Source organism: Planktothrix mougeotii LEGE 06226 (assembly GCF_015207485.1).
Lineage (GTDB): Bacteria > Cyanobacteriota > Cyanobacteriia > Cyanobacteriales > Microcoleaceae > Planktothrix.
In genome coordinates this window covers 13,479-28,657 of the sequence record NZ_JADEWU010000025.1, presented here as the reverse complement: position 1 = coordinate 28,657, position 15,179 = coordinate 13,479, and the positions used below count along the sequence as shown (strand labels likewise).

7 protein-coding genes are annotated in these 15,179 nt (G+C 41.3%); 1 reads left to right on the top strand and 6 read right to left on the bottom strand.

Annotation, left to right across the window (positions count from 1 at the left end; all coding sequences use genetic code 11):
- Positions 1-7 precede the first annotated feature (7 nt).
- The 3 genes from IQ236_RS12710 to IQ236_RS12700 form a co-directional block, all read right to left on the bottom strand.
- The gene (locus IQ236_RS12710) at positions 8-2,014 is read right to left on the bottom strand and encodes a thioester reductase domain-containing protein (RefSeq protein ID WP_228041594.1); all 2,007 of its coding nucleotides are present in this window, start codon (positions 2,012-2,014) and stop codon (positions 8-10) included.
- A 103-nt stretch (positions 2,015-2,117) separates the two neighbouring features.
- A complete protein-coding gene (locus IQ236_RS12705) occupies positions 2,118-2,615 on the bottom strand; it encodes an AMP-binding protein (RefSeq protein ID WP_193869597.1) in 498 nt (165 codons plus the stop codon).
- A 206-nt stretch (positions 2,616-2,821) separates the two neighbouring features.
- Positions 2,822-9,625 carry a LamG-like jellyroll fold domain-containing protein gene (locus IQ236_RS12700; protein ID WP_193869596.1) on the bottom strand — a complete coding sequence of 2,268 codons (6,804 nt, stop codon included), beginning with the start codon at positions 9,623-9,625 and terminating at the stop codon, positions 2,822-2,824.
- A gap of 385 nt (positions 9,626-10,010) precedes the next feature.
- Between IQ236_RS12700 and IQ236_RS12695 the strand changes: the two genes are divergently transcribed.
- A complete protein-coding gene (locus IQ236_RS12695) occupies positions 10,011-13,568 on the top strand; it encodes a WD40 domain-containing protein (RefSeq protein ID WP_193869595.1) in 3,558 nt (1,185 codons plus the stop codon).
- Positions 13,569-13,668: 100 nt separating this feature from the next.
- On the opposite strand, the gene IQ236_RS12690 is transcribed toward IQ236_RS12695, so the two are convergent.
- Genes IQ236_RS12690 through IQ236_RS12680 form a run of 3 tightly spaced genes read right to left on the bottom strand, consistent with a single transcriptional unit; the run spans position 13,669 to position 15,079 of the window.
- The gene (locus IQ236_RS12690; protein WP_193869594.1) at positions 13,669-14,016 is read right to left on the bottom strand and encodes a XisI protein; all 348 of its coding nucleotides are present in this window, start codon (positions 14,014-14,016) and stop codon (positions 13,669-13,671) included.
- On the bottom strand, positions 14,004-14,420 hold the full coding sequence (locus tag IQ236_RS12685; RefSeq protein ID WP_193869593.1) for an element excision factor XisH family protein: 417 nt from the start codon (positions 14,418-14,420) through the stop codon (positions 14,004-14,006). Before IQ236_RS12685 ends, IQ236_RS12690 begins: the two co-directional genes overlap by 13 nt.
- Positions 14,421-14,476: 56 nt before the next feature.
- Positions 14,477-15,079 (bottom strand): hypothetical protein, encoded by a 603-nt coding sequence (locus IQ236_RS12680; RefSeq protein ID WP_193869592.1) that lies wholly within the window; start codon positions 15,077-15,079, stop codon positions 14,477-14,479.
- Positions 15,080-15,179: the final 100 nt, after the last annotated feature.

The window sequence follows — 15,179 nt, the reverse complement described above, 5'->3', positions numbered from 1 at the left end:
TTAGCAATTAACCGGGTGGATTTAGTTCTCCTTTTTTTAATAGATATTCAAAGTAAGTATGCAGCAATTGATCGTCTAATTGAGGACAAGTAATCCCACTATTAACTAAAGCCAAGATAGTTTGTTGACAGTCAATTCTGGGTTTAGATTCTTGCTGATACATTTGAGGTATAGTTAGTTGTGTGTCAGACCATTGTTTGAGGAAAAAACTTAATAGCGGTGATAAAGGATTGTTTGTAGAAATTGATTCTTGCTTGAGGCGATTGAGCCAGTCTTGATAAGGAATTTGATCAATTAAATAACCATATTCACGTATCCACTCGATAAACTTATTCCAATGGAGAGGATAGGGATTATTCAAATGAAATACCTGATTTAAAGATTCTGGCTGTTGGGATAAATAAACGATAGAACGACTTACAAAATCAACTGGTGCGAGATCCATCAGATAATCTAATTTTGGCATCGCTTTCATCTGCACGCAACCTCGAATCATCAAACAGGTGAAATCATCAATATTCCATTCTCCTGTTCTGCTATGTCCAGAAATTAACGGAGGTCTGTAAATGGAAACAGGTAAACCTCGATCTCGTGCGCTCGCTACTAATTTTTCTGCTACCCATTTACTTTGTGAATAGCCTAAATAAATCCCTTCACTAAACATCAAAGGGTCTTGCTCACAAACTACTTTTCCTGCATAGGATGGAGATTCAAATACTGCTGTTGTTGAGATATAGTGTACTGGTTTAATTTTGCTTTGAGTCGCTAATCTTAAAACTTCTTGAGTTCCCAATACATTGCTTGATTTTAGGCTAGAGTAAGGAAATACCCAATTAACCACAGCCGCATTGTGATAAATCAGATCAATTTCTGCCGCTAGTTTGGCAAAATATTCATTACTAATACCTAATTGGGGACGACATATATCACCCAACACAGGGATTATTCTTTTACTAAATATGGGCTGCCAAAGTGAGTAATAATCTAAGTTATTTTGGATTCTAATTAAAGCTTTATTTTCGTCTACCGCTCGGACTAAGCAATAAATCTTAGCCGATGTTTTGTGTAATAGTTCTGCTAATAAAAAAGCACCTAAAAATCCAGTTGCTCCCGTTAAAAAAATGGTTGATGATTGCGATATAACAGAAGATTGGTTAGATATAGGGGTAATTTCTGACTCTAAAATCGCTTCACAATTAAGATCGATAGCCTCATCTGATAGTAAACTAACTTGCACCCTATTAGGAGTAGGAGAAGATTTTTTTTCTAATTGCTCGGCTATGTAATTAGCTAACTGGGCAATGGTTGAAAATTGCCAAATTAGATAGGTTTCTAATTCTAGAGGGCTTGCTAACCACTGGTTGAGATCGTGTAAGAGTTCTATAGCTGTTACTGAATCTAAGCCATAGTCTGAAAATGATTGGTTGATATTAATTTTTTCTACAGTAACTTTTAGTTTTCCAGCCAACCAATTAGCAATCCAATCTTGTATAGATTGATAATTATTGCTGAATTGTGTTTCTGTAATCTCTGCGCTATCTAAAACCGTATTCTCCTGTTTAATTTGCTCAAATTCAACCAATATCTTAGATTCTATAGGATCATCGTCAAGATTTTTATTGATACTTTTTCGCAGAAAATTATCTAATTCACGATATTCACCTGCTAAATTTTGTTCTAGATCGCCTATATTATTAACGTAGCTGCTAACTCTTTCCACAATATTGTTTGCTTGCCAAAAAAGAGCATTATTTTCAAATTGACAAAGTGTGTTTGCAATTGCTTGCTCAAATTGTAGTTGTGCCCAAGTAACAGTTTGATGCAGATGGGGTGATTCAGAGCGTGTATATGCCCACTCAGCCGCAGCTAACAAAATCCCTTTGGTTGCCAGTTCACCAATGAGTAGATAAGCCCAACGAGTTGCAGTAATGGGATCTACTTTCGATTCACTATATTGATGATAAATCTGTGCTGCTAAAGCTTGCAAACGTTGAGAAATTGTGGCAGCATTCAATCCTTCGCTCAAAAATCGAGCTAGTTCCTCTCCCTGATGAACTAAGCGAGAACCTAAGAAACTGTTGAGGGTTTCTGTTGGCCCTTCAAAAATCCTTAAAATCCTAGCATCTCGTAAAATCTGGGGTATCTGAAGTAGCTTGATAAGGAGTAAAATTTTCATGACTCAGCAGATTATTAGTAGCAATACATGGCAAGTATGAGAATTGCTGATTTTGGCTGAGTTGATTGCTGATATTCCCTAATAAATCAGTTGTAGTGAGAACAACTAGCGGTTGAGCATCTGCAATGATTGTTTCTAACCTAAACTGATGTTGATTGCGTCGGGGTGGATAGGCTGGAACTGCAATTACTCCAGCATATAAACAAGCAAGAAAGGCTGTAATAAAATCAAGTCCTGGTGGGTAGAGAAGTAAAGCTCGATCCCCTGGAGTGGCGATTTTTTGTAGTTGAGATGCGATGGCTTTTGCTTGTTGCTCTAATTCTTTATAGGTAAGTTTGGTGGCTTCTCTTTCTCCATCTTGCAGAAAAATAAAAGAGGTTTTATCTGGCTCAATTAAAGCTCTTAATTGAATAAGATCAACAAAATTTGTAATTTTCATACATTTTTACCCAAAGATTTATAAGCTGACCTGCCTTCTTATTTCAATTTGCTCGATGACTGGAACAACTCTTTGGACGTTAATGGATAGGAACGATCGCCCTATTCACGCTCTTCAGTTGGCTCATGTTGACTGAATTAGGCTGTGAACGTAGGCGATCGCACTTAATGCTCAAAAGCAGTTTACTTACTTTGCAGTAACTTTTCCTAACCCATCAAAGCTGGACGTTCCACATAGGTGACCCGATGCAAAATCCGCCAAGTCTTATTGGGTGAACCAGCCGCAGTTTGACGCAAAGCACGCGCTTCTTCATCATTACTAGCTAACCATTCGGGATCTACAACATAGGCAAAGAAGTCATTGAAGTTGTTGGTGCTGCCTTCGAGGTAGAAGCTCATAAAGCGATAGCGATCAACTTTTTCACCCGGTAGAATAGGGCGATCTTTGTAATCGGTAATCCCTTGACGTTCTACACCAGCCACTGACACATTTAGAGCAAATCCTTTGCTTTGGGTTTCTTTTTTGGTCATCGTTTGGGTCATGTGAACAGTTGCTTGAGCGGTAAGTCCCCACGCAAAAAACCCAGTAACTACTCCTTCTCCTTGGAAGCCCAAAGCACCAGTAAAGCTAAATGATCCACCTACCGTATGTTCAATCGTAGAAGCAAAATTTTGAGCTTCAGCATAAATACCTCCATCTGCATCCCATACATAAGTATTGACGATATTACGCTTACCCGCTCGGATTTGTAAATCTTCCATTTTCTGTTGCCAACCCGCAAATTTCTCGGAAGCATTCACTGCCTGCTGTTGTTGTTTAAATCTCGCTTTTATCTCGTCCTGGGAAGGGGTTGCTTCTTGAGATTTAGAACCTTTTGTGTTTTCAGAATTAAGAGAAGGTTCCCCAGTATCATAATCTTGTTTTCCTACCTCTCGCCGTAAGGAAGTTTCATCGGTTAAACGGGCGTTAAATTGTTGAAAGTAGGCTTTCCGCTGCTGATCTCGATAGTCGATCTGCTTTTTCAAATTATAAGCTTCAAGCAAACGAAAATAGCTGGCTGGATAGAGAGAACCATATTGCAATCGCATCTCTGGAACCTGTTGAAAAAATCGATCAGTGGTTGCATTGGTGCCTGTCATCCCATCTAAGCTACCGTTCATAGTGTATGCGGGATTAATTAAGAATGTGATGGTGTTCACATCTAGGGGAATATCTTTGTTAGGTTCAATCTGGTAGCCCACCATTTTTTTGCTACGGCTTAGACGGAGTATATAAACATCTGCTAATCCCGACACAACTAATGCGTAACCAATATTTTTAGGGATGAACCGTTTTCCCAAAGATGGAAACTTAGTCTGCTGTTCTACCGCACCATGAAGATTTAATTTATTGGTAATCTGCAAGCCAGAAGCAGCTGAAATGTTAGTAGCATTTAAGAAGCTATATTTACCTGTTGAATCAAATTTCAAACCCTGTTTTCCCTTGTATGCTATTTTAAATAATTCGCTTTCCCAAGCAGTACCTAAAAATGCTGAAACATTGTATCCTAATCCCGCATCTTGAGCGCGATTCCAGCTATAAGATACACTTTCATTAGTAACAAGCTCAACGGATGAGGCATCATTATAACTTTTTAGTGCCGCCGTACCAGAGGTAAGTAAGGTTAGATTTTCGCTGGGTACTGGAGGCGCACCCTCTATGTAACCCAACAAGGTAGGATTAACTTGAGCATTGCCAATCCATGTCATTTCTAAGGTTTCAATTCGTTTGTCAGGTAATAGATTGACCCCGGCAATACTAGGAAAGGCAAAGAAACGTCGCATCATAGCCGATTTTTGCTGTTTATCATCTAACCCGATAGTGCTATATTCACAGCTAATCAGTGCATCTTCCCAAATAGGCAGGGCATAGTCTTCGGTTATCGCAGCACCCTTGACTGTGCCACGAATAGTACCTTTAAGGTTTAATACTTGATCTCCCTGAATCTCATTAAGTGGCCAATATCCAACAAGTCCTGATTCTGTCCCCGTTAGCTGCTTGTGCATATTAGCCTGAATTTCTTCCTCAGTGCGAGCTTTGTTCCATATCTGGAGTTCTGAAACAGCACCATCATAATAATTCTGATCGGTTGCAGCAGCTTTTCCTAGAACAACTGTTGTTACTACTGGGATAGTTTTAGTTTTGCTAGTACCACTATGCCAAAGTTTTCCATTGAGATAGATTTTCATCTCACCTGTTGTAGCATTTTTTGTAAATGCCCAGTGAGTCCAGCTACCTTGAAAGTCATCTGGTGTCGCTATTTTTTCTATGCGATCATAATTTCCTGCTAAAGAACCACAATCAAAATAAATTTTGCTATCGCTCCAAGGTAGATGGATGTTTAAAATCCGCTGATTTTCAGCATTAACCGCTTCAATCAAGCAAGTATTCTTAGGAAGCTTGCTTCCTCCCTTAGCCCAGAAACTGATTGTGATTTCATTACCTGAAGGGATACTAGCTGGAAGCAGAGTTATAGAACTATTTACCCCGTTAAACTCGATGATTTTTTGTCCGGGATGACCAAGCGGTGCAGTAAATTTGCACCAACTAGGAGTGCCTTGAATGGTTCCATCAGCTTGTTTCCCAGTCAGATCTCGGATTTTATCTACTTCATCCAGAGGATAATATGCGACTAACCCAGGTTCATTGCCACTGAGCCGAACTTTACTGTTAACGGCAACTTCCTCCGCACGGAGGGCAACTTCCCAAATTCTTACTTCCGCAAGTCTACCTACCGCAGAGTAACCGGGTAATGAATTTAGGAATTTTCCTAGGACTAAATTACCAGAACCTTGATAATCTCCAGCTATGTTCTCTGACTGGAGGACTTTTTCTCCGTCTCGGTAAATAGTTCGTGTTTTTTTTGCATCACTTTGAATGTCATAAACACAACACCAGTGATGCCAGTCACAATCGTTATAACTTTCGTCTGTGTCGAGATCGTTGCTGTAAAAAGCAAAGGTAAACTTTCCAGTCTCGCGGAAGGCGATGTGTAAGCCTTTATTTTTTTCGTCACTACCTTGACTGAGAACACAAAAACCCATCCCAAGCTGATCCCGTTTTGCCCAAAACTCAATTGTAAAACTCCGGTTGTCAAGAGCAATGTTACCGCAATTAATCGAACCACTATTAGAAAGTTTTAAACAAAGAGGTAGCTGATCTGGAATCCACTGTTCAAATGAGGCATTACGACTGTCAGCAGTAGCGTCAAAGTTAATTTGTCGCATCTTGCCTTGATTATCAAAGTAGCTTAGTTGGACATTACCTTCACAGGTTTCAATAGCAGTTAATCGGCTGGTGGAGTTAACAAAGTCCAATAATGCACCTTGAGTTGTCAATTGCCGGCGATCAGTTGCCAGAACTGTCATTATCACGGGTTTTGATTGACCACCAATCTCTTTCGGATTTAAGTTATTAATCTCGTTCTGAATAATAGTGAGTCGTCGGTTCACAATATTCAATAAATTGCTGGCATCATTGAGATCATTTAAATCTTGTTTAGATTTGAGAAGTTCACTGGTTTTGCTTTGTAGTGCCTCGTTCTCCTTTTTAATTGCATCATTCGGATATTCATCTAGCTCATAAATCAACCATTCTCGACCTCGAGAATCTTTGGCTTGCCATTCATACTGCTGGACATTCCCCCCATTGCTCATGGATTTTCCTGATACATCCAGAACCTTGCCACTGTGTTTGGCAACAATTTTATAGCAGTTGCCTTCCGGCAACCACTCAAGTTTCCATTTTTGGTTATCTACATTGAACCGATTGCACACCTGGACATTTCTATTATTATCTTTCTTTGCTGCAGATACATCTAGAACCTTTTGACTCTGTTTAGATTCAATTTCATAGTAGTCATCCCCCACAAACACAAATTTCCATTTTTGGTTATCTAGATTTAACCATTCCCACTGGTGAACATTTGCATCTTCCGTTCTGGCATCACGACTTACATCCAGAACCTTGCCACTGTGCTTCGCAACAATTTTATACCAATAATTTTGACGGTCTGCTTTCGCAGCCTCATACATTTTTTGACGTTGCTTAACCTCCCCTTCAAGGTCATTTATTTTCTTTTCTAAGTTAATCTTTGTTTCGGGTTTACTGGCTTGCTCTAATTGCCATTTGCGAAGCAGCAAGGTCGCCTCTTCTTGCTCATATCGCGTTAATGTTTGTAATTTTTTGTTGGCTTCTGATTGTTGATTCTCTAGAGTTTGCAACTTAAATTCGTCACTGTATTGGGCTTCTGTAATGGCATCAGATACTAATTGAATCCGATGCTTGCGAATTTCAAGTTTTGTCCAATTATTACCTTTGACATCAACAAGCCCAAAAGAACGAACCATCTTTACCCCATCAGGGATAGTAAAACTTGCTGAAGCTTGATACCAACCATTATTTAGGTTTTGAAATTCAAATTTTGTTGAGAAGAAGTTCTCTTGCTTTTTTGAATCTCGATTGGCTTTGCCCCAATAGAAAGGTTGAAAGACTGGATTTCCGTTTTTATCAATGTTATTAGGCTCGATGAGCGTATCCAACTTAAACTCAAAGCTCTCTACATAGGTCGCCCGTTGGGTCACAGCAAACATTTCATCATTAGTGTACTGAACGATTAGGGTTTTATTGTCCTTGAGCTTGCGATCAAGGGTAACAGCACTAACAAATGCGTCGCCATAGACAATGCCATTGTTACCAAAGACGGAAAAATCGACCACTTCTCGTTTGTCACCTTCAACAATCGCACCGAGTCGCCAATACCCAACTAAACCAACTTCCTTACCCGTCAGTCGCAGATACATACTATCTTGAACTTCTTTGGGTTGACGGGCATGGTTCCACACCTGGACATCGGAAATTTTGCCAGTAAAATAGTTTGATTTGGCTGTGCCTCCAATCAGAAATCCAGACTGCCATTTATTTTTATTTGCATTAGTGATTCCTGCGCTATCTTGAGCTTGAGGTTTGGTTTCAGGCGTTGCAGAAACTACTTGCTTGGCAACTTGCTCCCCATTTCGACACAGAATTAAATTAGTTTCTGTTGTTTTCTGATCGTCAGTTGTTTTCTGTTCGCATGAAAAAATGCCTGCATAATGCACCCATTGGTTTGTGGTTACAGGAAGTGGATCTTCAATTTGGCGAAAACCATCGCTGAAAAAGACTTTCAGGATTGCATGATTATTGTTAATTGCCAACTGCATTAGTTGACCTTTTTCACCAACAATTAATTGTTCTCCAGTTCCGTTGTTCGACCAATAAATCCAAGCCGAGTAGGTTTCGCCAAAAGAATAGTCTGGAGATGGCGGCTTTAACTCACTGAGGGCTGGAATCTCAATATAGTCTCCTATGCCATCAAAGTTAATACCCCGTTGCTTGCGAGATTCGAGTTTAACGTTAGCGGCGGCTCCCGGTTGCCATTTGACATCCAGGGTAAACCCATTGCTATCAACCTCAGTCACGAGATATGTGCCATCAGAGCTCTGGGTATTTGAGATTTGGACTCCATCCCCATTATCGAGTCCATGATTGGGGCTGGTAATCCTTAACTTTCCTTCGACTGTGCGTTCAAAGGCGGTAATGATTCCATCAAAAACTAAACCACTTTGTTCTGATGGAAGCTCTTCCCAAGTTCCAACCTGCCAGTTTTCACTGTTGCCATCAACCCATTTCGCCTCAATTTCAAAGGTATTATCATCAACTTTTTGAACGACATGATAGCCGTTGTAGTGCTTTGTCCCTTGAATTTTGACATTATCCCCTGAATTTAATGTGACCGCTTGGGCTGAAGTGATTTGGATGAGATCGCCCTCAGTTCTCGTCATACCAGCGATTATCCCTGTAGCAGGTGGAGTGCTATCTCCAATTGCTCTTATTTCATCCAAGGTATTCAAAGGCAGTAAAACATAGCGATTATTACTTCGCAATATCTGAGATGTTCCATCTTCAGAAATTTGCGATAGAGTTCCATCCTTTGCAGCAGCAAAACTTAATGCTACTGTATTCCCTTGATCTGTAGGAATAACCAGCATGATTTTCGAGGCATCTTTGATCAATTGAGTTTCACTATTTTGAGTTAGAATCTCAGACTGCACATCATATTTCGTCGCAGACAGCCCATTAACTATCTTTAAGACATTACCTTTCTCGTCCTTTAATTCCAAACTGCGGCGAATAATTCCTGGTATGCTACGAGGTACTAAAACACTGGGTTCTCCGGGTTTTGGATCGAATACGGTAGAGTCTTTGACATCAAACAAACCCTCTTCAGAAGCAAGAATTGAGATGATATCAACTTTCTTCGTATTGTGGTTATACGCAAAAATATGCCAACGGTACTTATCCAATTCATTAGTGGGTAATAATACTACTGAAAACCAGCCATTATGGAGTGTGTTAATAACGCTAATTTCTGTTGTAGGTTCGTAGAATTTGTTCTTATTCTTATCTTGAAAATTTAGAGAATCAAAACTAGATAAACCTATCCCTGAGCTATTTTTATTAGGCTTATTGGGTTCATATTTTTTGCGACTCTGCTGATAGCGGACTTCCAATTTTCGATTAAGTTCATTGGTCATGCCGTCTAAAACGAAGCGATCGACCAGCAATGTATTCGTTTTAGACTGCCGGAAAACATAGATGTGACCCAATCCAGATACCAGTTGAACTGGAGCAAAAGCAGATTCTTCGTTAGTTCTGTAGCGGGATTGCAAAATAAAGCTATTCGGAAAATCTTGGTGAGTTAATTCTTTTCTTTCCTTTTCTACAACTGAGGAATCTGGCTTTTCATTGGGAAACAATAACGGTTGCCAATCCTCCCAACCATTTTTGTTGTAGTTATCCTCATATCCATCTTGCTTGACTGTGTAGTAAATTTTTCCATCAGGAGCAGTACCAAACAGCACTACTTTTCCCTCGTGGGTAATGCAATTGATGTAAAGGTTCGTTTTTTGAATGGAATTGGAGAGCAACATAGTTTTACCTTTCGTTTTTGGAAGATTTTTACAAACTAGCTAAATCTTGTTCAGGAAATCAGGGCTACCACCCATAAACCCCTCAAAATTTTCGTTCTGAATAGGCAACTTTAGGCTGTTAATTAGCCAAAAATTAGCTATCAGCGTTGCTAAATTTATGTGAATGCTTCTTAAAAAGCACAAGTAACTTGTTTTTTTGCGAGTTCGTTGACGAGAGAGTTATCTAAGTAGGTAGATGAGGATTAAGCTCTAAAGGGTTTCAAAGTCTGGTTCTTAACAATCTATCCCAACTCCCCGATGCCGTCTGTACAGGAAAGTATGGAGTTGTCAAGTATGGAAAGTATGATTTAAGGTAGAGGCAGCTTTATATAGAGCGAGAAAAGAGATGGAATTTGAGCAGGTAGTGGAAGTGGTCAACCATGCGATCGCTCCCAAAGTTGTTAGAACGCTCACTGAGGTTGAAGTTTCTCTTTTGTTCGGTGCTTGGAATAACCTCACTTATGATCGCATTGCCGAGCGATCGGGCTATTCTATCAACTATCTCCAACGGGACATCGGCCCCAAATTTTGGAAACTTCTCAGTGAGGCTTTGGGCCGTAAAGTCAACAAAACCAATCTGCGCGGCATTATTACTCACTTTAATGCCCCGACGACTACTCCTCAACCTCAAGCCCAACGGTCAATTGATTGGGGTGAAGCGATCAATGTTTCCAACTTCCAAGGTCGAGGTGAAGAGATTGAAACCCTGACCCAATGGATAATACAAGATCGCTGCCAACTCATTGCTTTGGTGGGAATGGGGGGAATTGGTAAAAGTACCTTAGCCGCTAAAGTCGCTCAACGCTTACAAGACCAATTTGAATTTGTCATTTGGCGAAGTCTCCGCAACGCCCCTCACTTAGATACGTTATTGTCCGAACTGGTGCCTTTCCTTTCTAACCAGCAAGATCTTCAAGCTAAACCCGAACGACTCCTGTACTGGCTGCAAACCCATCGCTGCTTAGTGATTTTGGATAATCAAGAAACGATTTTACAAGCTGGCAATTGCGCCGGATACTACCAGCCAGATTTCACAGACTATGGTGAATTATTGCAATTACTGGGAGAAACTTCTCATCAGAGTTGTATTTTACTCACCAGTCGTGAGAAATCCGCACAAGTTGCCATATCAGAAGACTTAAACGGAGCAGTGCGATCGCTTTCCCTAAGCGGTTCCTGGGAAACCTCCCTTGCCTTAATGAACTCCAAACAACTGATCGGAACTGATACAGAAAAACGTCGCCTGTGTAAGTTATATTGTTGCAATCCCCTTGCCTTAAAAATTGTGGCTGCCTCGATTCAGAGTTTGTTTGAAGGGAATATTAACTCTTTTTTGCAAGAAAATATATTAGTATTTAATGGGATTCACCGCTTATTAAATCGGCAATTTGAGCGGTTGTCTCCTGTCGAACAAACTATCATGTATTGGTTAGCAATCAATCGAGAATGGACAACGATTGCAGAACTACAAGATGATATTGTACCTCCAATTTCACGGGCAACCCTATTAGAATCCCTAGAATCCTTAACGCGGCGCAGCTTAATTGAAAAGCGCTCCGGCGAGTATACCTTACAGCCCGTTGTTATGGAATATGTTACAGACGGTTTAATTCAGCAACTTGTGACGGAACTGTTAACGGTTAAATTCTCCTATTTTCATCAATATGCACTGATTAAAACAACAGTTTTAGACTATATTCGAGACAGTCAAGTCCGATTAATTTTACAGCCCTTAATCCAAAAACTCCAAGACTCACTTTACAATTCTGAAACCCTAGAGCAGCATCTGCAATCGATTCTAACTGCATTACGCCACGCCCCCACGCCATTCTTAAGCTACGGTGTGGGTAACTTCATCAATCTGTGCCGACATCTGCAAATTGACCTGACGGGATGGGACTTTTCTCATTTAAAAATTCGCCATGCCGATTTCCGGGGTGCGACCTTACACCACATTAATTTTCAATCCGCCCATTTTGCTCAATCCACCTTTACCCAACTCTTTACAGGGGGAGTATGGGTGAAATTTAGCCCCGATGGGCGACGCTTTGCCATTGGAGATATGAACGGAGGACTGCATATTTGGCAGTTTGAACCGATGCAGCCCTTGATGAGAATTCAGGCGGGACAAGGCTGGATTCTGGCGGGCGACTGGAGTGCAGATGGCACAATGATAGTCTGTAGTGCCGAACGCAGAATTCTGCTTTGGGATAGTCGCACAGGTCAATGTTTGCGAGAGTTTCAGGGATATACGAAATGGATTTTTGCCCTAGCTTGGAGTCCCGATGGTCAAAAACTGGCTTGTGTAGGGCAAGATTCGTTCATCATGGTTTGGGATGTGGCAACGGGAACCTGTCTGACTCGCTTAGGCCCTAGCAAACCCAATGATGAGAGTTGTTGGGTTCATGATGTCGTATGGCTTGACAATGGGACTCTCTTGGCAGCAGCCGACAACGATTGCACGATTAAACTCTGGGATGTCGTTACAGGGGAGTGTATTCGGGTAATTCCGGCCCACGAGTATTGGACGTTGGCTTTAGCGTTACATCCGAATGGCAAAGTCCTGGCAAGCAGTGGAGCGGATAAAACCGTCAAACTGTGGGATTGGCAAACGGGAGAGTGTTTACAGGCAACCACCATCCAGGATTATCTCTATAGTCTGGAATGGAGTCCAGATGGTCATAGATTAGTCGGGGGAAGTCTTGCTCAAATTATGCCGCTGTGGGATAGTTCTCTGAACTGTTTGCGCGTGTTTCAGGGAGAACAGAGTTGGATTTGGGCGGTCGCCTGGAGCCACGATAGCGGTACCTTCGTCAGTGTATCCCAGGATCAAGTGATTAAATTTTGGAACCCTCAAACGGGTGAGTGTTTCAAAACATTGCGGGGCTATAGTGATTCCTGTTGGTCTGTTCGGTGGAGCCAAGACGGAGTTCGGCTGTTGAGTAGCAGTACAAACTATACCGTGCAACTCTGGGACAGCCAAACCGGTGAATGTCTCAGGGTATTTCAGGGACATACTAAAGAAGTGTTATCCGTTGCCTGGAGTCCCGATGAACGCTTGATGGCGAGTAGCAGTGCAGATGCCACAATTCGCATCTGGGAGGTGCAGACGGGACGATGCTTAACGGTATTATCAGAATATGACAATTGGGTACGCTCAGTCGCTTGGAGTTGGGATGGAAATTATGTCATTAGTGGCAATAACGATCAAACCGTGAGGATCTGGGATGCTCACTCTGGGGAATGTTTATTAACCCTATCCGGTCATCAGAACTCAGTGATGTCGGTTGTTCGGTTCCCAGTGGGCAACCGGGTAGCGAGTGGGAGTTCGGATGGAACGATTCGGCTATGGGATTTAAGCCGAGGGGTTTGCGATCGCGTCATTGAGGTGAATCATCCGATCCATTCGATTGCCTTGAGTCCTGATGGTCAAACTCTGGTGAGTGGAGATTATGATGGGAACGTTCAACTGTGGGATGTCGCCTCTGGAGAGTGTTTAAGAATATTACAGTCCCAGGTAACTGGACATATTTATTCCGTAGCTTGGAATATCGATGGCAATCAGGTGGCGAGTGCTAGTAGTGACACCACCGTCAGAATTTGGAATGTCAAAACGGGTGAGTGTGAGCAAGTCATTGAGGGTAAAAATCATGCTTGGTCAGTGGATTGGAATCCGGTGAAACCGTTATTGGCGATCGCATTTTTGGAACAACCTATTCAACTGTGGGATATACACACTTATAAATTAACACAAACTTTAAAGAGCATTCTCCCTTACAAAGGTATGAATATTACGGGGGTAACAGGGCTGGGCGAGGGGCAAAAAGCCACTCTCAAAGCATTAGGCGCGATTCAAGAAGGTGTAGAGATGAGCAATTCTAGTTCCAATTTAATCGAAAATTAAATTTTCTTAAATATCTGGGATAAAACAGCCCTGGAGAGAGCTATGAGGTTTGATTCAATGTACCTTTTAACCATCTTGTCACCCCGTCATTCTTCTGCTTTTAGCCAACAGCATAGTCGCTCATTTCCCGCATGAAAGGAGGATAAAAACCTAACACAATATCGTGTTTGGGTACGCCCAAATTGACTAAATCTGCCCCAATATCATGCTCCGTTGAATTGTAAAAAATCCAGATTTTCTCACTCCGAATATCAAGATGTATTACACAATGATGTACCCAGCGTTTATGCTGCCAACCTAGATGCACAATTTGATAATGATTTCGCTGGGTATCAAAAATAGTCTCTACCTCAAAATCACCATAAGCCGGCTTAACTTCTGCGTAACCCATCAACAATTGCTGCACAATTTGCTGATAGTATGTTAATTTATCCGTTACTCCTTCCATAGTGAAATTTGCTCCATTTCAATATTATAAACTATTATTTTTACGGAATTTTCTTGCAGCATTGAGGCGGGAAAATCAAGTTGAAAGAAGCTGTTATAAACTAGCTCGGGTACGGCTAGATAGAGAATGCGATCAGGGTCTTCACGACGCAATGCAGCCCGATAGTTAATATACTGCCCCAGTGCTGTATGAAACTCGGAAATTGCCGATGTAGTAGCTAAAAAACTTTTAACTTCTACCGCAATTTTCTCCTCTCCTCGCTCCGCCGCCAGTAATCTTTCTGCTCCCAAATCAATTTCCATGTCTACACCACCTACTTTAATCTGAAACGGATCGCGAGTCACATTCCACTCCTCCTTAGCTAGAGCCTTCTTAACAACTTGATGAAAACGATCCTTAGCCACAACAGATAATCCGCTCTAGAGGTATAGTTCTAACCTATGATACCAAATCCCAATCCTCAGCCATTTTGCACCATCCAAACCAGAAAACCCAAAATTTGCTCAACCGGGGGGAGTGGATAATCAGTCAAATCAATCGTCACAATTTGCCCTTCCAGCTTGAGAAACCGCCAAACTGTACCGCTCGTCACTGTTCCGTAAATCGTTGAAATCGGTTGCTGTTTCTGTTGATTAAACCGTTGGGAAGCCACCATCTCAGCTAAACACTGTCCCAGTCCGGGTTTCAAATCTTCCTTCTTCGCTTCTACTAAAACCACAGCAGGTGCTTTAATAAACAATTGCTCTGGAGAGCGACTCATTAGAAAATCTATATAACCTGTTAAATCAACCTCTGGCTGCACGTTGAATTCTTCACCCGAAAAAACACTAATTTGTCCCTTAAGCTGACGTTTGACTTCTAATAAAACGGGATTGATAATCGCTTCAGAACGGGCTTTTTCGCTCCCTACTGCGATTGCCCAAGGTAACGATTCTTTCAACGTATCTTTGAGCAAAGCAGTTGGATTGACTGGGGAAATCTCTGGGAGAAAGCGATCGCCTTCCACAATCGTGAGTTGAAAATCATCTACTGCTTTACTCAGTGTAAATTTACTATAAGGCATAAAAGTTTTCCCAATCTGTTTATAAATTTAAAAGACCTCGAATTTGACACTCTCCTAACAGATTGTTGATGCCCTAAATTATACAACTCCTTGACAAGCT

Coding starts and splice junctions, on each gene's coding strand:
- IQ236_RS12705 (WP_193869597.1), bottom strand. CDS start 2,615: ATGAAAATTACAAATTTTGTTGATCTTATTCAATTAAGAGCTTTAATT.
- IQ236_RS12700 (WP_193869596.1), bottom strand. CDS start 9,625: ATGTTGCTCTCCAATTCCATTCAAAAAACGAACCTTTACATCAATTGC.
- IQ236_RS12695 (WP_193869595.1), top strand. CDS start 10,011: ATGGAATTTGAGCAGGTAGTGGAAGTGGTCAACCATGCGATCGCTCCC.
- IQ236_RS12690 (WP_193869594.1), bottom strand. CDS start 14,016: ATGGAAGGAGTAACGGATAAATTAACATACTATCAGCAAATTGTGCAG.
- IQ236_RS12680 (WP_193869592.1), bottom strand. CDS start 15,079: ATGCCTTATAGTAAATTTACACTGAGTAAAGCAGTAGATGATTTTCAA.